The following is a 19,845-nucleotide window of genomic DNA, read 5'->3' as shown; positions in this document are numbered from 1 at the left end:
CAAGTAGATGCCCTGATGCAAACCCTTTCCCTGCCTGGTTCGCCAAGGCCAATAGTTCCTTGAACCGATGCGCAAGCATCAGGAACGATCTTTACACTGTGGGCGTGAGCGTTTCGAATTTTCACAGTGGCAGCCTCGCGCTGTTCACTCCCTGAATTTCTTAATGCACCCAAAGCAGAGTAGCCGTTCCACCTTGAACCTTAGGGTTCAGGATGACGGCCTAGCGGCTAAGGCGGGGAATTCATGTCAATAGCCGATATCGCCATGCTGATGTTGTGTGGGAGCATATCGGGCTTCCTAGCAGGCCTCTTAGGTATTGGAGGTGGCATGATTTTGGTGCCATTCATGATTGTGGTATTCAATCATTTAGGGTTTGGCCAAAACGTCATCGTACATATGGCTATCGCAACTGGCATGGCAACCATACTCTTTACCACCACCTCAGCCATCTGGGCGCATCACAAACACAACGCTATTGATTGGAAGTTAGTCGCAGCACTCAGTCCCGGCCTAGTCATTGGAAGCCTTATAGGTGGTAGTGAGATTTTTGAGGCAATCAACACCTCCTGGCTATCCCTATTCTTCGCCATGTTTATTGTCTATACCTCCATTCAAATGATCATCAATAAAAAGCCTGCAGCCGGGCGAGAATTGCCCGGTGCTGCTGGTCTTTTCTCATTTGGAGCGCTAACGGGTGTAATTGCAAGCTTAGTAGGTGCAGGCGGGGCATTTATTACTGTGCCATTTATGCTTTGGTGCAACGTCAAGCCACATACAGCGATGGCTAGTTCTTCAGGTCTAGGATTTCCGATTGCAGCTGCAGCAACGATCGGCTACATGTACGGAAGTTGGGGTAATCCAAACCTTCCCGAAGGTTCACTTGGGTTTGTTTATGTTCCAGCGGTACTCTGTATTGTGGCGGTGAGTATATTTACCGCTCCACTAGGCGCAAAGATGGCCAGGAAACTCAATGTCGCTCAACTCAAACGCATTTTTGGTGCAATGCTCTTTATGCTTGCAGCCTTCATGTTTAATGAAAGCCGCAAGGCATTTGGTTTTTAAGAGATTCTCTTACTGCTCTTAACTAGTGTATTGCTGACGCAGAATATTCTTCTGAACCTTGCCCATTGCGTTTCGAGGTAAGTCAGCAACAATCTCTAAACGCTTAGGAATCTTAAAATTTGCGATTTGTGTTTTTAGTGTTGCGATCATAGTCTGCGCATCCAGCTTGACGCCAGCTTTTGGCACCACTACCGCCATTACCGCTTCACCAAAATCAGGATGTGGAATACCGATTACAGCACTCTCATCTACTCCATCCATATCATCGATGAAACTTTCGATCTCTTTTGGATAAACGTTGTAGCCACCAGAAATAATTAAATCCTTGCTACGACCAACGATACAGAGGTAATCCTGAGGCGCTTTACCGCCATTAGCATCACCACCCCAGCGACCAACGTCACCCGTCTTAAACCAGCCGTCTTTAGTAAATTCTTCTGCAGTTTTTTCTGGCATGCGCCAGTAGCCCTTAAATATATTCGGGCCCTTCACTTGAATGCTGCCAATTTCATCAAGACCGCAAGGCTTATTGCTTTCATTCACGACACGCACTTTGACGCCGGGTAGAGGCAAGCCGACCGACCCACCTACGCGATTGCCTTTATATGGATTTGAAACGAGCATCACGGTTTCACTCATGCCATAGCGCTCAAGAATTGGCTGGCCAATCACCTCTTTGAAAGAATTAAATGTTTCTGTGAGCAATGGCGCAGAGCCTGACACAAACAGACGCATGTTACGCGTAACGCTCTTATTAAAGTTTTTATCTGCCAATAGGCGCACGTAGAAAGTGGGCACACCCATCATCACAGTCGAATTTGGCATGTGATGAATGAGTTGCGCAGTGTCTAGGCGTGGCAACCAAATCATTTTGCTGCCATTAATTAATGCTCCATGCGCTGCCACAAACAATCCGTGTACATGGAAGATTGGGAGCGCATGTAACAAGACATCGCCTTTTTTCCAGCCCCAAAACTTCTGCAACACTTGTGCATTACTTCCCAAGTTCTTGTGGGTTAGCATTGCACCCTTGCTGCGACCGGTCGTACCGGAGGTATACAAGATAGCTGCTAGATCATCATCCTTCACTGCAACGGTTTTGAACTGATCGCTTTGACCAGCAGCACGCTGCAGCAAAGTGCCCTTACGATCTTCATCCAAAGTAAAGACGTGCTTAGTGCCCGCCTTGAAAGCAACCTTAGAGACCCAAGAGAAATTTTTGCTGCTGCAAACCACCACTGCAGGCTCCGCATTCTCCAAAAAGTATTGAATCTCCGCCGCTTGATAGGCGGTATTCAGGGGCAAATAAACATAACCCGCTTTTACAGTAGCCAGATACAGAAAGAGCGCCTCAGGTGACTTTTCAACCTGAACAGCAATACGAGATCCAGCGGGTAATTTGAGGCTCTTAAGGAGGTTTGCCATCTTGGAAGTCGCACGCTCCAGATCACTCCAGGAGTAGTACAAACCATCATGCGTTTCTAATGCACATGCCTGCTTATCTTTTGGAAAACCTGTTTCCAATAAAGAATATAAATTCATTCGAGCCTCAAAAAACCAAACAATTAAACCGGTTACAAATTAATCTAACGTAGCGCCAGATTTCTTAACCACTGAAGACCAACGTGTTACGTCGGCACGAACCTGCTTACCGAACGCTTCACCATACAAATTAGGGGTGTCAGAACCATTCTTTTCCCAGATCGATTTGAGCTTCGGTGTATTTAGGGCCTTTTGTACTTCAACGATCATTTTGTCTACGATCGGTTTAGGGGTACCGGCTGGAGCAAAAATGGAGTACCAGGTAGACACTTCGTAGTCGGGTAAGCCAGCCTCTTTGAAAGTAGGCACATTCGGAATCGCAGGGGAACGCTTATTTGAAGCCAAAGCAATTGCCACTAACTTTCCAGCATTGATTTGTGGGGCAGAAGTAGCAAGGCCATCAAACTCCAAGTCAATCTGTCCAGCCAATAAATCATTCATTGCTGGGCCAGCACCACGATATGGAATATGAGTAATGAAGGTGCCTGTCTGAATCTTAAATAATTCACCTGCTAGGTGATGGACTGTGCCACTACCCGCGCTAGCGAAATTGTATTTACCTGGATTCTTCTTCATGAGCTCAATGAACTCTTTAGCATTGCGTGCGCTCACACGCTGTGGATTAACCACTAAGACCTGAGGCACGTTAGCAATCATCGCAACCGGAATAAAACTCTTCTCGATGTCGTAATCTAAGTTTTTATACATCGAAGGCGCAATAGTGTGGTGGGTAGCGCCGATGAACCAGGTGTAACCATCTGGAGCAGCCTTGGCAGCAACTGAGGCACCAACGGTACCACCTGCACCACCGCGGTTATCGATAATGACTTGCTTGCCCATTTGCTCTGTTAATTGAGCTGCTAATGGTCTAGCGAAAGCATCTGTTCCACCACCAGCTGGGAACGGATTTAAAAAAGTGATGGGTTTAGCTGGCCACTCTTGAGCAAATACAGCGAGAGGGGCAGCGCAGACTAAAAAAGCTGCTTTCTTAAGCATGCTCAAAGAAAATACTGACTTGTTTTTTTGACTAAACATTTCGTCTCCTTTTGTATCAATCTCATGATTGACTTCATATTTATAATTACAGCGCCCATTTTAAGGGCACTTAAGGCTTGCTGCAAAAGTCCGCACAAGGGAAAACACTAGGGAGTCATTAGGCGGCCTACAGCCCTGGAATAGACGATTTCACCATTGGCAAAGCGCTCATGGTTGTCCTCCACACTTCCAAGGTCGTAAAGGTAGTTGACCATCAAGCCAGCGGATTGACGCAGCCCTTTGCGTGATAGATCGCCTGCCCAGTTCACCAGATGCAATTTGGCACCATTACCCAAATGAAACTTCGCCACTGGGTTGCCATCGCGCCCAGTAGAGGCCAGCCCCAAATACATGCTCGCCAAGCTCAATAAAGCCGTTTTTTCTTTCTCGGAGGCTAGATCGGGGTGCCACCCGCCCGCCAATCGCTCAGTCCAAGATTGGCTCTCGAGTCCCAGCACCTCCAAAGCAGCATCGCGCGCCACCTTCAGGTTCGGCTTCAATCTATCGGCCGGCACGCCGTCACCTAAATTCGCACCAGCAGCTACCCAATCCATCAACCCTGGGATAGGCGACAAAGTCACAAAGGTTTTTATCCCCGGGAACTCTGCATGTAATTGCTCGGCCACCCGCTTAATTAAAAAGTTACCCATCGATACACCACGCAGTCCAGACTCGCAATTACTAATCGAATAAAAAACGGCAACTTTATATTGGGATGCCTGATCAACTGTTTCTGCTTTTTTATCAACCAATGGTGTGATCACGGTTGGAATCTCAGGTAGGAGCGCCACCTCCACAAAAATGAGGGGCTCACTGGGAAGCTGTGGATGAAAGAAGGCAAAGCAACGACGGTCAGGCTGCAGGCGGCGACGCAAATCATCCCAACCATCAATGGCGTGAACGGCCTCATGTTGAATCAATTTCTCAAGTACCTCGGCAGGGGACTTCCAGTCAACCTGATGCATTTTCAGAAACCCTGGATTAAACCAAGAAGAAAGTAAGTGGCGCATATCGAAATCCACGGCAGCCAACTCAGGTTTTTTATCTAAGAGCTGCAGTAAATCACGGCGCATTTGTACTACAGCCGCAGTACCCTGGCTGGCGCGATTTAAGCGGCGGAAGAATTCTTGACGAGGAGATTCAGAAACTTTTTGCAACTGGATGTAATTACGTGCACTAGAGTCAGCTACAAAATTTTGCGCCGCTTTCAGTACTGCATCGGCTTGAGGGTTGAGCTTCTCAAACAAAAAAGTAAAAAATGAAACGTATTGATCTTTTGACAACTTACGGTAGTTGTTAACTACATCATCGGCCATGCTAAGCGCATTCGATTCTCCTCGCTCCGATATCAGGCGCTTAATAGCGTTATTTGCCTTAGACAAATTTCGAGCTTTAGTGAGCTTCTCCAGCATGGATTTCTTTCGATTAGGGTAGAAATGGTCTGAAATTAGGCAGAATCAGTGAAAATTCAATGCTTTTTCGAGGGATCTAGTTAATTTGGGGAAATTAACTACAAAAGACCCAAAAAAATGATTTTTAACTACTGATAAGCGCCTGTTTTCGTATTTACTCTCACTATAAGGTAAATTCCGAAAACGATCATGGGCACAGAAAGCCACTGACCCATGGAAAGCCCCAAACCCAAGAGCCCCAAGAAGGCGTCAGGCTCTCGAGCAAATTCTGCCAAGAAACGACAAACACCATAACCTAACAAAAACAAGCCTGAAATCTGCCCTACTCTGCGCGGCTTACTGGAATAAATCCAGAGAATGATGCCCAGGCAAATACCCTCACCAAGAAACTGGTAAATCTGAGAGGGATGACGAGGAATAGAGTCCACCATTGGGAAAACCATAGCCCAAGGTAAATCTGTCGGCCTTCCCCACAGCTCGCCATTAATGAAATTACCCAAGCGACCAAATGCCAAACCAAATGGAACTAATGGCGCGACTAAGTCGCTCACCACAAAGAATGAAACCTTCCGACGATAGCCGAACCAGAGCAAAGCAAGCAACACACCCAAGAGCCCACCATGAAAAGACATCCCGCCTTCCCAAATCTTGAAGATACTCAAAGGATTGGCGAAGTAGTAGCCTGGCATATAAAACAGGGTGTAACCCAAACGTCCACCAAGCACTACGCCTAGGACGCCAGCAAATAGAAGATCCTCGAGGTCTTTATATGACCATCCCAGAGACTGGTATTGCGGAGCGCGTATACGCAAACGACCCAGTAATAAAAATTGAGCAAATGCCAAGAGATACATCAAGCCATACCAATGGATGGCAAATGAGCCAATGCGAATGACGGCAGGATCAAATTCGGGATGAATCAACATGCTGAGAGGCGAATAATCATCACACTTTAGATTGATCGAAGTTATGCAACTCGTGACCTAAGTCACGATAGGCTTTATAACGCTCACGACCAGCAAGGCGTTCTGCTTCATCAATGGTCACAACCTCAACGATGCGAGGGAAGCGGGCAAGCAAACCTGGAACGTCAGAAGGCATACGCATTCCCAAATGAATCAGAACATCTGCATGAGGAAGGTGGGGCAAAGCAGGCGACAGAAAATCATCTGTCAGCAAAATAGGCGTATCCATTGCTGACTCATCTTCAATAAAACAATGTGGCAAGAAGTCCGTTGCACTAAATGCCCAGAGCAGTTCATCCAACTTGTTGAGATCCGCTTTCTCGCCCACCATCACGATATTGCGTACAGGCTCGCCAACGGAAGTGGCACTCCAGATCTTGCGCGTTAAGCGGCAAGCGTATTCCAGCTTATCGCTCACGTTGCTATGAAAATCGATCCGAGCCATGAATTACTTTTGCTCTAGCAAGTAATTCACGAGCAAAGGGACTGGGCGTCCAGTTGAGCCTTTGGCAGCGCCACTCTTCCAAGCAGTACCGGCGATATCTAAGTGAGCCCATTTATATTTTTCGGTAAAGCGCGATAAGAAACAGGCTGCAGTCACGCTACCTGCTGGACGTCCACCAATATTGGCCACATCGGCAAAATTCGATTTCAACTGCTCGTGGTAGGCTGCATCCAAAGGCAAGCGCCATACAGTATCTAAAGAGGCATGACCTGCCTTCGTGAGTGAATTGATTAAACCCTCGTCATCAGAGAACATGCCGCTGTGGACATGGCCTAATGCAATGATGCAGGCACCAGTCAAAGTGGCTACATCAATCACCGCTTTAGGCTTGAAGCGTTCAACATAAGTTAAGGCATCACATAGGATCAAGCGACCTTCAGCATCGGTATTCAGAATCTCAATTGTTTGCCCCGACATACTCTTCACAATGTCACCTGGACGGGTAGCTTGGCCAGACGGCATATTTTCACAAGTAGGAATCACGCCAATCACATTCTTTTTCAACTTCATCAAAGCGCTTGCATACATTGTGCCAATCACAGATGCAGCTCCACACATGTCGTACTTCATCTCATCCATCGCCTCACCAGGCTTCAGAGAAATGCCGCCAGTATCAAAGGTAATGCCCTTGCCCACCAACACAATCGGAGCCTCACCTACTTTGCCACCGAGGTGACGCATCACAATAAATTGTGGCGGCGTATCCGAACCTTGGGCTACAGATAAAAATGAACCCATACCTAGGGCTTCAATTTGCTTACGACCTAAAACCTCAACCTTTAATCCAGTCTTTTTACTTAAGCCTTGCGCTGCCTTACCTAAATAAGTTGGCGTACAAATATTGGGAGGCAAATTACCTAGGTCTTTAGCTAAGTTCATACCCTCAACCATTGCAGCACCCTCTGGAACTGCAGCCTTGAGCTCCTTAGCGCAAGCATCATTTCCTGCAAAAATGAGATGGTTAAAAGTATCTGCTTTATCTTTGGCCTTGAACTTCATCGCCGGTTGGCGAACCCCAAAGCGATATGCCTGGTCACCAGCATACTGAATGGTCAAGCGCACTTCTTCAGCTATGAACTCTGCGCGATGACCCAAAGCGAAACTCGGAATAAACCACAAAGCATTTTGAATGGAGCCACCGCTGAGCTGCTTTAATGCGGCGCGCGCAATTTTTGAGTATGAGCTCAGACTGCGTGCACTAGCCGGAGCAATGTCGCTCAAAGATACCAAGAGAATGCGTTTTACCTTCACTCCAGATGAGGCCCAAGACTTTTCGGCACGAATCACACAGGTAGAGGCCTGCTGAATATCAAGGTCACCAACAAGATGAGCATGGGTGACAGAACCACCGAGCAGACGATCCAATTCGACTAAAAATCCAGATTTGGATTTGGTGCTCGCTAGAGCATCTAAGTCCGCCTTTGAATAAGCTAAAACTAAGCAGTCGGAGCTCTGTGCCAATAAAGTGGCTAGGCTTGCTTTTAATTGCTTAGGGTTATTCAGATCGGCTTGCGCGAAAATTTTGGTACTAAATTGGATAGTCATGATGTCTTGAGGTATTTTTAAGTCAATTCAAGGGAAAAAATGGGTGTTTATCCATTATCCTCCGAGATGAAGGTTCACATCTTGAGTGAGCCAATAACAGTGAACTTCCCACTTATTCATGATTTTTCACCAAGCCCTTCGCCGCGAACTCAGTTTTACGACTGGTGGCGTTTTTTTGGTCCTAGTTACCATCATGATTACCACTCTGGTTATCCGCATTCTGGGCTTTGCAGCCAATGGTGCCGTTAATCCAGAGGATGCTCTCGTCCTGATTGCGCTGGCCACTCTTGGCTATATGGCCGTTCTTTTGACTGTTTCCCTCTTTGTGGCTGTTCTCATGGTGCTAGTGCGCTGGTACAAAGACTCAGAAATGATTGTTTGGTTTGCTAGCGGTCTCAGTATTGCCAGCCTCATTCGACCCATCCTGCGCTTTGCAGCGCCGCTAATCGTTATCATTGCCCTTTTAGCCCTCTTTGTTTGGCCTTGGGCTAACCGTGAATCCACCATCATCAGCCAGCGCTTTCAGCAACGAAGTGATGTCTCTATGGTTGCTGCAGGTCAGTTTAGAGAGTCGGCCAAAGCCGAGCGCGTATTTTTCATTGAAGAGTTAGATGTTGATAAAAGCGAAGTGAAAAATATCTTTGCCGCAGAAACCAAAAATGGTCGCCTGAGTGTCGCCGTTGCCTCTACAGGATTTATTGAGAATGCAGAGGGGGGCGGCAAATCTATCGTACTCAATAATGGCCGGCGCTACGAAGGAGTGCCAACGCAGCCTGATTTTAGGATTCTAGAGTTCGTCCAATACAGCACCAACATCCAAAACAAGAGCGCGCTCGATCCCGCCCCACGCGATCGCGAAAAATCCGTATCTGAGTTGTTAAATGATCCCAATGCAGCCACCGTTAATCCCAATCATGCTGAATTACTGTGGAGGATCGGATTACCACTAATGGCGCTTGGGCTTGTGTTAATTGCAATCCCGCTTGCCTATGTCAATCCAAGGCTGGGCAATTACACGGCAATGTTTTATGCGGTGTTGATTTACCTTATTTACAGTAACCTCTTAAACCTCACGCAAAACTTTGTGTCGCAAGGCAAGGTGAATGTTTTAGTGGCGGCTTGGCCTATACACGCCCTCGCTTTTGGCATCGCTTTTTTACTCATTCGTAATCGTATTAATCCATCCCTGAAGTGGTGGCGTCGTCAACTACCTTCGTTCTTGGCTAATAGATGAAATACCTATTTCCCTATATCTTTGAACGCTATCTAGCTAGGCAAATTTATGCTGCCTTTGGCTTCATTCTCTTTGCCTTAGTCACACTGTTCTTATTTTTTGACATCCTCAGTGAGCTTGGCTCAGTTAGGGGTCAATACACCTTGCCACTAGCATTGCTGCATGTTTTATTGAAAGCGCCAAGCCGCATTTCTGAAATTATTCCCATCGCTGGTTTGATTGGAAGCATCTATGTATTTGCGATGCTGGCAAGTCAATCTGAGTTCACTATCTTACGTATTGCTGGATTGGATATGCGTAGGGGCTTAACTACCCTAGCGAAGATTTCACTACCCTTAATTATTGTTACGCTCATGATGAGTGAATGGCTTGGACCTTACACCGAAAACCTGTCTGATCAAATTCGTATGAAGGCTTTGGGCTCATCCTATAGCTCTCAATTTAAAACTGGGGTGTGGGTAAAAGATCGCTTACGTGATGAGGACGGTGGTGGACCAATTAGGCCAGGAGTTCGCTATGTCAACGTTGGCAAAATTGAGCAGGATAACGAAATCAAAAATATCCGCATGTATGAGTTTGATGATGCCTATCGCCTACTCTCCATTCGGAACGCCGCATCTGGACGCTTTGATCAAACTGGAACTTGGATTCTGGATGACGTCACCGAAACTCGCTTTAAGGAAAGTAAGCAAGCGGATCCACTCAACCCAGTCTATTCAGCGCAAACTTTTGTGCATCCGATTATCAGCCTGAGTTCTGAAGTCACCCCACAAATTTTGAGCGTACTTTTAGTCAGCCCAGAAAAAATGTCGATCTTGAGTTTGGGTCGCTTCATTTCACATTTGAGAGATAACAAACAAGATGCACAAAGGCACTCCATTGCCTTTTGGAAAAAAGTAATTTATCCATTTACGATTTTTGTCATGCTGGCACTGGCGTTGCCATTTGCTTACCTAAAAGTTCGGGCTGGCAGCGTTGGCATTAAGGTCTTTGGCGGCATCATGCTGGGTATGAGTTTCCAACTCTTCAACTCGCTTTTCTCAAATGTAGGGCTTTTGGGGTCATGGCCGACATTGCTTACTGCTCTGACACCTCCATTGCTGTATTTCATTTTGGCGATGGTGGGTTTACGTTGGGTATCTAGAGCTTAATACCTCAACATCATATAGAATCTGATTCCTATATCGCAGTTGATATAAAGAATGGAATTCATATGAATCTACATCAATTTCGATTTGTTCGTGAAGCTGTTAGGCAAAACTTTAATCTCACCTCGGCTGCCAAGGCACTCTTTACCTCTCAGCCTGGTGTATCAAAGGCCATTATTGAGTTGGAAGATGAGCTTGGCGTAGAAATATTCCGACGCCACGGCAAGCGCATTCGTTCACTCACTGAACCAGGCAAGCGCATCCTCATCTCCATTGAGCGCATTCTGGATGAAGTGGAAACCTTAAGAAGAGTGGGTAAAGACTTTGCCAGTCAAGACCAGGGCAACTTTGTGATTGCCACTACCCACACTCAGGCCCGTTATGCCTTGCCTAAGGTGCTAACTGAATTTACAAAACGCTTTCCAAAGGTACGGGTAAGTATTCAACAAGGTAGCCCAGGTCAAATTGCAGAGCTGCTCATTCATGATCGTGCTGACATCGCCATAGCAACTGAAGGTATTGCTAATACCCCTGGAGTACTAGCACTACCAGGCTATCAGTGGCACCACGTCATCATGGTGCCACTGAGCCACCCACTTCTCAATCAATCAACCATCACACTAGAAGAAATCGCAAAGTATCCACTAATCACCTACGACAAAGCATTTGCAGGTCGCAGCAAGATTGATGCCGCTTTTGCACAGCGTAATCTCAGTCCCGATATTATTTTGGAGGCGATTGATGCGGACGTCATTAAGACATACGTAGAAACAGGAATGGGTGTGGGTATCGTGGCGGGATTAGCCTATGACGCAGATCGAGATCGCAATCTCCGAGTCATTCCAGTTGGGCACTTATTTGGTAACAACGTGACGCATTTAGGTGTTAAGCAAGGAGCTTACTTACGCTCTTTTGTGTATACCTTCATCGAACTATTCTCGCCCACGCTCACGAAGAAAATCGTTGAGCAAGCCATGAATAGCGAGTCAGAAACCTACGAAATTTAAAACTAGATGCTACTGAAAAAGAGTTAAATAATGGTGGATCCAATCAAACTTGCTAATGCAATTACCCTTCACCAGAATGGTGAACTAGAAAAAGCAGATGCAATCTACTCCTCCCTTCTAACAACAGCTCCGAACCACCTCCAGTCCCTTTGTTTGAGTGGGTCTATAGCACAGCAATATGGTGACCATAGTAGAGCAATCGAACTATTTACAAGGGCTAACCTCGTCAATCCGAATCTATCGAGCATTTATCTTCAGCTTGGCATCTCCCATTCAGCCATCAATGAAATAGAGGCAGCTAATCTAAATTATCTACAAGCATTGCGGTTGTTCCCAGATCAAGTCGAGCCACTAGTTAATCTGGCGAATAACCTTACCAAATTGAATCGCTTTCAAGATGCATTTGAGCTCTACAAAAAAGCGCTTTTGCTATCACCGAATTCAGCAACAATTCATTACAACATCGGCACAATGTTCCTGAAATCAATGAAGCCTGAAGATGCCCAATTTTGGTTGGAAAAAACTGTGGCACTTCAAGAAAACCATGCAAATGCATGGAACAGCCTCGGTGTTGCTTTAACTGAATTTGGCAATCTCGAGGGCGCAATGGAGGCCTACAACATGGCAATACAGCATGAGCCTAGCCTTGCAGAGCCATACTTTAATAGTCATGCGGCCTTGATTGACCTTGGAAAGCCCCAAGAGGCGATCACAAACCTAGAGCAAGCATTAAAACTCGATCCTCTTCATAATGGCTATCGCTTTTTTCTGGGGGTAATGAAAGAGCATTTTTCAGATGAATCCTCGGGATCTGAAATACTCAGATCACTGGCTCAAGAGGAAGATGTCAAGGCTGAATTAGATTCTTGGGAACACCTGAAATCGCTCAATATCAAATCAGCCAGCTTAGTCGGAACAGACACCAGAACTATTGAATTGGCGCTCAGAGAGGCGAAGCTTGAAGGGGTAGTTTTAGAGTTTGGAGTCTACAACGGGAAATCGATTAGAAATATTGCCTCCCTAGTTGATTCAGTAGTTTATGGCTTTGATAGCTTTCAAGGTATCCCCGAAAATTGGAATGATGAACCAGCAGGAAGTTACAGCGCAAATGGAAATCTGCCGGAGGTACCTGGTAACGTAACGCTATTTCCGGGCTGGTTCGAGGAAACCATTCCCCAATTTATGCAAAGTCATGGCGGCCCAATTCGATTTATGAACATTGACTGCGATCTTTACAGCTCTACAAAAACAATATTTAACGCGCTGGGAGATCATATTGTCCCTGGGACAGTCATCGTATTTGATGAATATATTGGATACAAATCCTGGAGAGATGATGAATTCAAAGCCTTTCAGGAGGCTATAGCTCAATACGGGTGGAAATATGAAATTCTGACCTTCAGCTTTGCAAGTAAACAAGTTGCAGTGAAGATCATTTAAAGGCCATGCAGAGGTGGTGCCCCGGGGCGGACTTGAACCGCCACGCCTTGCGGCACCGGATTTTGAGTCCGGCACGTCTACCAATTCCATCACCGGGGCAGGTGTTTGCAGTGGAAATACTGCATTGATGCTTACTAAGAGGTGAGAGTGTAACAAAAAAGTTGTAGGACCCTCATTCTTAGCCTCATAAGACCTTAAAATAAGGACTTCAAGCCACATTAATCAAAAGGACTCACCCGTATGGCCGGCCATTCGAAATGGGCCAACATTCAGCACCGCAAAGGACGTCAAGACGAAAAGCGCGGCAAGATTTGGACCAAACTCATCAAAGAAATCACGGTTGCAGCTAAATTGGGTGGCGGCGATATCGCTACAAACCCCCGTTTACGCCTTGCGATCGATAAGGCTAAGGATGCCAATATGCCGAATGACAACGTACAGCGGGCAATTCAGCGCGGTACAGGTTCTTTGGAAGGCGTTAACTACGAAGAAATTCGTTACGAAGGTTATGGCCACAATGGTGCCGCCATCATTGTCGATTGCTTGACGGATAACCGTACCCGAACTGTTGCTGAAGTACGCCATGCATTTGCAAAAAATGGTGGCAATATGGGCGCCGAAGGTTCGGTTGCCTTTATGTTTAAACACTGCGGTCAGATGTTATTTGCCCCAGGCACCAATGAAGATCAGCTCATGGAGATCGCACTAGATGCTGGCGCAGAAGATGTCATCACCCATGATGATGGTTCACTTGAGGTACTCACGCCAGTACCTGAATTTCCTAAGGTACAAGACGCACTCAATCAAGCAGGCTTTAAAGCAGAACTAGCAACGGTGACGATGCGCCCTGAAACTGAAACCGAACTCGAAGGTGATCAAGCAGAAAGCATGCAAAAACTATTAGACGCGCTTGAGAACTTAGATGACGTTCAAGAAGTATTCACGAACGCTTCTTTGTAATCGGCCAACTTTTTAACGCTACTTATTAATATCTCTATTAGCCCTTTATGAAAATTCTTTTAATTGGTTCCGGTGGTCGTGAACATGCATTAGCATGGAAGCTAGCACAATCTCCACAAGTTCAAACTGTATATGTGGCCCCGGGTAATGGTGGCACAGCCACTGCAAAACAAACCGCAGCCGGTATTCAAAACCTCCCAATCTCTGATCTTCAAGAATTGGCAGACTTTGCCAAGCGTGAAAATATTCACCTCACCGTAGTGGGTCCTGAGGCACCATTGGCGGCCGGTATCGTGGATGTATTTCGTAACAATGGCTTGCGCATCTTTGGACCCACTCAGTTAGCAGCCCAATTAGAGTCTTCCAAAGATTTCTCTAAAGCGTTTATGAAACGTCACGGTATCCCGACAGCGGAGTACCAGACTTTTTCAAATGCATTAGAAGCCCATGCTTACATTGATGCTAAAGGCGCACCGATCGTGATTAAGGCGGATGGTCTGGCTGCAGGCAAAGGTGTAGTTGTGGCAATGGATTTGGAAGAAGCTCATGGAGCTGTCGACATGATGCTGGCCGATAACAAACTGGGGAATGCCGGTGCACGCGTTGTTATTGAAGAATTTCTGACTGGTGAAGAAGCTAGCTTTATCGTTCTTGTAGATGGCAAACATGTTTTAGCTTTAGCAACTAGTCAAGATCACAAACGCTTGCTCGATGATGATCAAGGTCCCAATACCGGCGGCATGGGCGCTTACTCCCCTGCTCCAGTAGTTACCCCAGAAATTCATGCGCGCGCTTTACGCGAAGTCATCATGCCTACAGTTAAAGGCATGGCAGCGGATGGTATTCCATACACTGGCTTCCTTTATGCGGGGCTCATGATTTCTCCTGATGGGAAGATCAAGACTTTAGAATTTAACTGCCGCATGGGCGATCCAGAAACACAACCAATCATGGCACGCCTGCGTAGTGATCTTGTAAAGGCACTAGATCATGCTGTTAATGGCACACTCAATGAAGTGGAGCTGGAGTGGGATCGCCGCACTGCCTTAGGTGTAGTGCTTGCAGCTCACAACTATCCCGATACTCCGCGTAATGGCGATGTCATTACGGGTATCACCACTGATACTGAAGATCAATTGACGTTTCATGCTGGCACTAAATTACAAGACGGGAAGATGGTTACCTCTGGCGGTCGCGTCATGTGCGTCGTAGGTCTATCGGATACCGTTCGCGGTGCACAACAAAAGGCATACGAAGCAATTGCTCAGATCCAATTCGATGGCATGCAATATCGGAAAGATATTGGCTATCGGGCAGTGAAATAACTCTAACTACGAAGGACTTTTCATCCTTGTCATCCACTGAACAGACTCAAATTAATATTGCAGAATTGGAAGCTTACTTTTTAGGCCTGCAAGAGCGCATCACTACTGCCATGAGCGCACTCGATGGCAAAGCCTTTATGGTGGATGCTTGGGAGAAACCAGAAGATAGCAAGCTGCGGGGTTATGGGCGCACCTGTACTTTAGATAGCGGCAATATATTGGAAAAAGGTGGCGTAGGCTTTTCTCATGTTCGCGGTGATCAAATGCCCCCTTCAGCCTCACACCATCGCCCAGAAGTTGCTGGACGTAGCTTTGAAGCGATGGGCGTTTCCTTGGTGTTTCACCCAAATAATCCCAAGGTGCCAACCACTCACATGAATGTGCGCTGCTTTATCGCCCAAGCTCCCAATAAAGAGCCAGTTTGGTGGTTTGGAGGTGGCTTTGATCTTACTCCCTACTATGGCGTTGATGAGGACTGCAAACATTTCCATCAAACCGCTAAAGATGCTTTAGACCCGTTTGGTAAAGAGCTACATCCACGATTCAAAAAATGGTGTGATGAATATTTTTATCTCAAGCATCGTGAAGAGCCTCGCGGTATCGGCGGCGTGTTCTTTGACGACTTCAATGACCTAGGTTTTGAGCAAAGCTTTGCCATGACGCGTGCTGTTGGCGATGCGTTTATTGATGCTTACTTACCGATTGTGGAACGTCGTTATAAAGATAGTTTTACGCCCGAAGAAAAAGCGTTTCAAGAATACCGTCGTGGTCGTTATGTGGAGTACAACTTGCTGTTCGACCGAGGCACCATTTTTGGCCTGCACTCTGGCGGACGGACAGAATCTATTTTGATGTCTATGCCACCCGTAGTGCAGTGGTGGTACAACTGGCAACCAAAACCAGGTACGCCAGAGGCAAAGCTATACGACTACTATCTTAAGCCCCGCGACTGGCTTGCATAACTTGATCTCAGTACATTTGGACACTCCAAAAAAAATTGGCATTCTGGGTGGTACGTTTGACCCGCCACATCTTGGTCACCTTAAACTGGCCATCCATTTTGCAAAGGTTCTGCACCTTGACACACTGCTCCTCATCCCCAGTGGCGAGCCTTGGCAAAAAAGCCCTGTCATCACACCTGCGGAAATACGCCTTGAACTCACTGAAGCGGCGTGCGCTGATTTAGCTAGGGCATTTCTGTATCTAAAAATACCGACTCAACTTGGAGTTGATCGCATCGAAATTGATCGGGTAGGCCCAAGCTATGCAATCGATACAGCCAAAGCTCTGAGAGAACGTTTTGGGCCTCAGGTTAACTTAACTTGGTTAATGGGAGCCGACTCTCTTATCAATCTGCCCTCCTGGAAGTCCTGGGATCAATTACTAGGACTCGTGAATTTCGCAGTGGCCAGCAGGCCTCATCATGAACTCCCCGCCCAAATCAGCCCTGAAATTAAGACTTTATTAGAAAAGTATCAATGTATTGATACAAACACCCTTGAAAAAAGTCTCTTTGGCCGCATCTACTTAGATAACAGTCTTGCAGTAGACCTTTCATCCACAGTGCTTCGAAATCAGCTGAAAAGCGCTTCTCGCAGTGATATTGCTTCCGAGCACATTCCATCCCATGCTTTAGAAATCATTACAAATTTAGGTCTGTACAAGTAATCAGGCTAAGATCACCCTTATATTCAAAATATCCGAGAACAATACTAGAGAAACTATGGACTTAACAAAATTACAACGCGTCGTGATTGATGCCCTCGAGGATGTCAAGGCACAGGATATTCGTGTGTATGACACTACTAAGCTCAGTGAGCTATTTGATCGCGTCATCATCGCCACCGGCACCTCCAATCGTCAGACTAGATCACTAGCCATGTCGGTTAAGGAGGCCGTCAACACTAAAGGTGGTGAAGTGATCTCCGTAGAAGGTCTAGAGACTGGCGAGTGGGTACTAGTGGATTGTGGCGATATCGTAGTTCATATTTTGCAACCTGCACTGCGCGCTTACTATCAGCTTGAAGGCATGTGGGGAGCTAAACCTGTACGAGTGAAGCTGGCAGCGGATAAGGGGCTTGTGAAGGCAAGCGACCCAGACGACGAAGAGTAATACCCTAGCAATGCGTTTAACGATTGTTTCTGTTGGTCACAAAATGCCAGAATGGGTTGCAACTGCAACCCATGATTACATTAAGCGCATGCCCTCAGATTGCAGCATTGAAATTAAAGAGATCAAACCTGATCTCAGTCCAGCCAAAGAAGCTGTCAAAATTGCAACAGCCATTCCGAAAGGGTCTCGGGTGATTGCACTTGATGAGCGCGGCAAAGATCAAACTACACAAAATCTAGCTACCCAGTTGGCAGGCTGGCGACAAGAAGGTTTTGATATCACTTTTTTGATTGGCGGTGCCGATGGGCTCGATCCCAGTCTCAAAGAGAATGCTCAAGCGATGTGGCGCCTTTCGAGTCTGACCCTGCCACATGCCATGGCAAGAGTCTTATTAGTTGAGCAACTCTATCGAGCTTGGACTATTTTACAAGGCCACCCCTATCACCGCGAGTAAGCCATTCATGTTTTCTTATATTTACCTTGCCTCACAGAGTCCCAGACGCCAGGAACTGCTCAAACAAATTGGCGTCCAGTTTGAAATGTTAATTGCAGCACCTGGCGAGGATACGGAAACTCTTGAAACCCCCCTCCCCCATGAAAAGGCGCGTGCTTACGTTGAGCGAGTTACCTTTGCCAAAAGTGCTATTGCCTTAGCTAGGTGGCAAAACAGCGGTAAACCTTGGGCACCCATCTTGTGTGCAGACACTACTGTTAGTCTACCTGGCAATCTGGCTGGTGAAATCCTTGGAAAACCTAATGATGCTTTCGATGCTGCGCGTATTCTAAAAATGCTGAGCGGCAAAGTACATGAGGTTTTAACTGCAGTTGTACTCACAACTGATCCCAAAACAAATCCCCTTTGCCTGGTACAAGTTTCTGAGGTGGAATTTGCCCATTTAACTCAAGCTCAAATTGACGCTTATATTCAGAGTGGCGAGCCCTTTGGCAAGGCTGGGGCGTATGGCATTCAAGGTCTTGGTGGATCTTTTATTCCCTCAATTAAAGGCAGCTATAGCGGTATCATGGGGTTACCTATATTCGAAGTTAACCAATTATTAGATTTCGCTAAAGTCGCCCGCATATGAACGAAGAAATTCTGATCAACATCACCCCCCAAGAAACACGGGTGGCACTAATTCAGCAAGGTGCTGTTCAAGAGCTTCAGATCGAGCGTACCCGTCAACGCGGCATTGTCGGGAATATCTATTTAGCTAAAGTGGTACGCGTACTACCTGGCATGCAATCCGCCTTCATTGAAATCGGCTTGGAACGCACTGCATTTATGCACGTCGCCGACATCACTCAAAATAACCCTCAAGCTCAAATCGAAAAATTACTCTTCGAGGGTCAAAATATTCTCGTGCAGGTTCTTAAGGATCCATTAGGAACAAAAGGTGCACGACTCACAACTCAACTCAGTATTGCTGGCCGTAATTTAGTTTACCTACCACCAGCCGGGACAGATATAGCCACTGAAAAATATATTGGAGTCTCCCAAAGAATTGATCAACCTGAAGAGCGTGAGGCCATTAAGGTAAGGCTTGCAGGACTCATGCCTACCGATGAAAAAGGTGGGATTATCGTTCGCACTAGTGCACAAGAAGCCAGCGATACCGAGCTCGAGCACGACATGCATTACCTGCGCACCACTTGGGAAAAGATTCGTGAGGCTGTAAATCACAAGGCCGCGCCTAGCTTGCTTTATCAGGATCTGAATCTAGCTGAACGTGTATTGCGTGACCTTGCTAGTGAAGAAACTATAAAAATTCGGGTGGACTCAGCAGAGAACTTTGAAAAACTCAAAGGGTTCGCTATGCTGTATATGCCAAACCTTTTGGACAAACTCACGCTACATCGTGGCGAGCGCGCCCTATTTGATTTATTTGATGTGGATGCTGAAATCAATAAAGCGCTTGGCAGAAGAGTTGATCTTAAATCAGGTGGCTACCTGATGATTGATCAAACAGAATCCATGACTACGATTGATGTCAACACCGGTAGTTATGTCGGCGCACGCAATCTAGATGACACCGTATTTAAAACTAATCTTGAAGCTGCTCAGGCAATCGCTCGTCAATTACGTTTACGTAATCTTGGCGGCATCATCATCATCGACTTTATTGATATGTTGAGCAAAGAACATCAGGAATCAGTTTTACATGAACTCAATCGTAATTTAGAACGTGATCATGCTCGCACCTCGGTGAATGACTTCTCTTCGCTAGGTCTAGTGGAGATGACACGTAAACGCACTCGAGAATCTCTGGCCCATATCACCTGTGAGCCATGTGCTACGTGCCAAGGCAAAGGTGAAATTAAAACTGCGCAAACGGTTTGCTACGAGATTTTGCGAGAGATTGTGCGCGAGCATCGCCAATTTAACCCCCGGGAATTTAGAATCGTTGCCGCCCCTGATGTCATTGACCTTTTCCTTGAGGAGGAGAATCAGTTCTTGGCACAGTTAGGTGACTTTATTGCTAAGCCGATCAAACTCCAGGCAGAAGGCAGCTTCCGCCAAGAGCAGTACGATATCGTACTAAGCTAATTATCCT

At 46.4% G+C, this 19,845-nt stretch carries 18 protein-coding genes, 1 tRNA gene, 1 other RNA gene and 1 pseudogene; 14 read left to right on the top strand and 7 right to left on the bottom strand.

The features are described 5' to 3' along the window. Positions 1-24: 24 nt before the first annotated feature. Positions 25-243: non-coding RNA, 6S RNA (ssrS, locus tag FD967_RS02830), on the top strand. After that, a complete protein-coding gene (locus FD967_RS02825; protein WP_215326613.1) occupies positions 244-1,062 on the top strand; it encodes a sulfite exporter TauE/SafE family protein in 819 nt (272 codons plus the stop codon). Positions 1,063-1,080: 18 nt separating this feature from the next. On the opposite strand, the gene FD967_RS02820 is transcribed toward FD967_RS02825, so the two are convergent. The 6 genes from FD967_RS02820 to FD967_RS02795 all read right to left on the bottom strand — a co-directional run bounded on the left by FD967_RS02820 (position 1,081) and on the right by FD967_RS02795 (position 8,060). Beyond that, the gene (locus FD967_RS02820) at positions 1,081-2,604 is read right to left on the bottom strand and encodes a malonyl-CoA synthase (protein WP_215326612.1); all 1,524 of its coding nucleotides are present in this window, start codon (positions 2,602-2,604) and stop codon (positions 1,081-1,083) included. A gap of 39 nt (positions 2,605-2,643) precedes the next feature. Beyond that, positions 2,644-3,639: a tripartite tricarboxylate transporter substrate binding protein gene (locus FD967_RS02815; RefSeq protein ID WP_215326611.1), complete on the bottom strand. Its 996-nt coding sequence runs from the start codon at positions 3,637-3,639 to the stop codon at positions 2,644-2,646. Between the two features lie 107 nt (positions 3,640-3,746). Then, positions 3,747-5,021, bottom strand: coding sequence for a malonyl-CoA decarboxylase (locus FD967_RS02810; RefSeq protein WP_251369079.1), 1,275 nt, complete (start codon positions 5,019-5,021; stop codon positions 3,747-3,749). A gap of 158 nt (positions 5,022-5,179) precedes the next feature. Continuing rightward, the gene (lgt, locus tag FD967_RS02805) at positions 5,180-5,977 is read right to left on the bottom strand and encodes a prolipoprotein diacylglyceryl transferase (RefSeq protein WP_215326609.1); all 798 of its coding nucleotides are present in this window, start codon (positions 5,975-5,977) and stop codon (positions 5,180-5,182) included. A gap of 19 nt (positions 5,978-5,996) precedes the next feature. Further along, a complete protein-coding gene (locus FD967_RS02800; protein ID WP_215326608.1) occupies positions 5,997-6,461 on the bottom strand; it encodes a DNA polymerase III subunit chi in 465 nt (154 codons plus the stop codon). Positions 6,462-6,464: 3 nt separating this feature from the next. Next, on the bottom strand, positions 6,465-8,060 hold the full coding sequence (locus tag FD967_RS02795) for a leucyl aminopeptidase (protein ID WP_371819316.1): 1,596 nt from the start codon (positions 8,058-8,060) through the stop codon (positions 6,465-6,467). A 124-nt stretch (positions 8,061-8,184) separates the two neighbouring features. Between FD967_RS02795 and lptF the strand changes: the two genes are divergently transcribed. The 4 genes from lptF (at position 8,185) to FD967_RS02775 (ending at position 12,895) form a co-directional block, all read left to right on the top strand. Continuing rightward, positions 8,185-9,300: an LPS export ABC transporter permease LptF gene (gene lptF, locus FD967_RS02790; RefSeq protein ID WP_215326604.1), complete on the top strand. Its 1,116-nt coding sequence runs from the start codon at positions 8,185-8,187 to the stop codon at positions 9,298-9,300. Next, positions 9,297-10,451 (top strand): LPS export ABC transporter permease LptG, encoded by a 1,155-nt coding sequence (gene lptG, locus FD967_RS02785; protein ID WP_215326603.1) that lies wholly within the window; start codon positions 9,297-9,299, stop codon positions 10,449-10,451. Before lptF ends, lptG begins: the two co-directional genes overlap by 4 nt. 62 nt (positions 10,452-10,513) lie before the next feature. Next, the gene (locus tag FD967_RS02780) at positions 10,514-11,455 is read left to right on the top strand and encodes a CysB family HTH-type transcriptional regulator (RefSeq protein ID WP_215309494.1); all 942 of its coding nucleotides are present in this window, start codon (positions 10,514-10,516) and stop codon (positions 11,453-11,455) included. Between the two features lie 30 nt (positions 11,456-11,485). Then, on the top strand, positions 11,486-12,895 hold the full coding sequence (locus tag FD967_RS02775; protein ID WP_215326602.1) for a tetratricopeptide repeat protein: 1,410 nt from the start codon (positions 11,486-11,488) through the stop codon (positions 12,893-12,895). A 14-nt stretch (positions 12,896-12,909) separates the two neighbouring features. Here the strand turns inward: FD967_RS02775 and FD967_RS02770 are convergent. After that, positions 12,910-12,994: transfer RNA gene (locus tag FD967_RS02770), tRNA-Leu, on the bottom strand. Between the two features lie 141 nt (positions 12,995-13,135). On the opposite strand from FD967_RS02770, the gene FD967_RS02765 reads away from it, so the two are divergent. From FD967_RS02765 to rng, 8 genes and pseudogenes are all read left to right on the top strand, one after another. Further along, positions 13,136-13,855 carry a YebC/PmpR family DNA-binding transcriptional regulator gene (locus FD967_RS02765; RefSeq protein ID WP_215326601.1) on the top strand — a complete coding sequence of 240 codons (720 nt, stop codon included), beginning with the start codon at positions 13,136-13,138 and terminating at the stop codon, positions 13,853-13,855. Between the two features lie 47 nt (positions 13,856-13,902). Then, complete coding sequence (gene purD / locus FD967_RS02760) at positions 13,903-15,180, top strand: phosphoribosylamine--glycine ligase (protein ID WP_215326600.1); 1,278 nt, start codon at positions 13,903-13,905, stop codon at positions 15,178-15,180. 50 nt (positions 15,181-15,230) lie between these two features. Further along, entirely contained in the window at positions 15,231-16,142 is a 912-nt protein-coding gene (gene hemF / locus FD967_RS02755) for an oxygen-dependent coproporphyrinogen oxidase (RefSeq protein WP_215327143.1), read from the top strand. 1 nt (position 16,143) lies between these two features. Continuing rightward, the gene (locus FD967_RS02750; protein ID WP_215326599.1) at positions 16,144-16,848 is read left to right on the top strand and encodes a nicotinate-nicotinamide nucleotide adenylyltransferase; all 705 of its coding nucleotides are present in this window, start codon (positions 16,144-16,146) and stop codon (positions 16,846-16,848) included. A 55-nt stretch (positions 16,849-16,903) separates the two neighbouring features. Next, a pseudogene (rsfS, locus tag FD967_RS02745) lies at positions 16,904-17,290 on the top strand (ribosome silencing factor); the annotation flags it as partial. 13 nt (positions 17,291-17,303) lie between these two features. After that, positions 17,304-17,747, top strand: coding sequence for a 23S rRNA (pseudouridine(1915)-N(3))-methyltransferase RlmH (gene rlmH, locus FD967_RS02740; protein WP_215326598.1), 444 nt, complete (start codon positions 17,304-17,306; stop codon positions 17,745-17,747). A gap of 7 nt (positions 17,748-17,754) precedes the next feature. Continuing rightward, positions 17,755-18,378 carry a nucleoside triphosphate pyrophosphatase gene (locus FD967_RS02735; RefSeq protein ID WP_215326597.1) on the top strand — a complete coding sequence of 208 codons (624 nt, stop codon included), beginning with the start codon at positions 17,755-17,757 and terminating at the stop codon, positions 18,376-18,378. Further along, positions 18,375-19,838: a ribonuclease G gene (gene rng, locus FD967_RS02730; RefSeq protein ID WP_215326596.1), complete on the top strand. Its 1,464-nt coding sequence runs from the start codon at positions 18,375-18,377 to the stop codon at positions 19,836-19,838. The genes FD967_RS02735 and rng overlap by 4 nt, the downstream gene beginning before the upstream one ends. Positions 19,839-19,845 lie beyond the last annotated feature (7 nt).

The organism is Polynucleobacter sp. JS-Mosq-20-D10 (assembly GCF_018687755.1).
Classification (GTDB): Bacteria; Pseudomonadota; Gammaproteobacteria; order Burkholderiales; family Burkholderiaceae; genus Polynucleobacter.
This window is presented reverse-complemented; position numbering and strand designations above follow the sequence as displayed.

Excerpts from the sequence above, each read along its gene's own strand:
- FD967_RS02825 (WP_215326613.1), top strand. The coding sequence starts at position 244 with ATGTCAATAGCCGATATCGCCATGCTGATGTTGTGTGGGAGCATATCG.
- FD967_RS02820 (WP_215326612.1), bottom strand. The coding sequence starts at position 2,604 with ATGAATTTATATTCTTTATTGGAAACAGGTTTTCCAAAAGATAAGCAG.
- FD967_RS02815 (WP_215326611.1), bottom strand. The coding sequence starts at position 3,639 with ATGTTTAGTCAAAAAAACAAGTCAGTATTTTCTTTGAGCATGCTTAAG.
- lgt (WP_215326609.1), bottom strand. The coding sequence starts at position 5,977 with ATGTTGATTCATCCCGAATTTGATCCTGCCGTCATTCGCATTGGCTCA.
- FD967_RS02800 (WP_215326608.1), bottom strand. The coding sequence starts at position 6,461 with ATGGCTCGGATCGATTTTCATAGCAACGTGAGCGATAAGCTGGAATAC.
- lptF (WP_215326604.1), top strand. The coding sequence starts at position 8,185 with ATGATTTTTCACCAAGCCCTTCGCCGCGAACTCAGTTTTACGACTGGT.
- lptG (WP_215326603.1), top strand. The coding sequence starts at position 9,297 with ATGAAATACCTATTTCCCTATATCTTTGAACGCTATCTAGCTAGGCAA.
- FD967_RS02780 (WP_215309494.1), top strand. The coding sequence starts at position 10,514 with ATGAATCTACATCAATTTCGATTTGTTCGTGAAGCTGTTAGGCAAAAC.
- FD967_RS02775 (WP_215326602.1), top strand. The coding sequence starts at position 11,486 with ATGGTGGATCCAATCAAACTTGCTAATGCAATTACCCTTCACCAGAAT.
- FD967_RS02765 (WP_215326601.1), top strand. The coding sequence starts at position 13,136 with ATGGCCGGCCATTCGAAATGGGCCAACATTCAGCACCGCAAAGGACGT.
- purD (WP_215326600.1), top strand. The coding sequence starts at position 13,903 with ATGAAAATTCTTTTAATTGGTTCCGGTGGTCGTGAACATGCATTAGCA.
- rlmH (WP_215326598.1), top strand. The coding sequence starts at position 17,304 with ATGCGTTTAACGATTGTTTCTGTTGGTCACAAAATGCCAGAATGGGTT.
- FD967_RS02735 (WP_215326597.1), top strand. The coding sequence starts at position 17,755 with ATGTTTTCTTATATTTACCTTGCCTCACAGAGTCCCAGACGCCAGGAA.
- rng (WP_215326596.1), top strand. The coding sequence starts at position 18,375 with ATGAACGAAGAAATTCTGATCAACATCACCCCCCAAGAAACACGGGTG.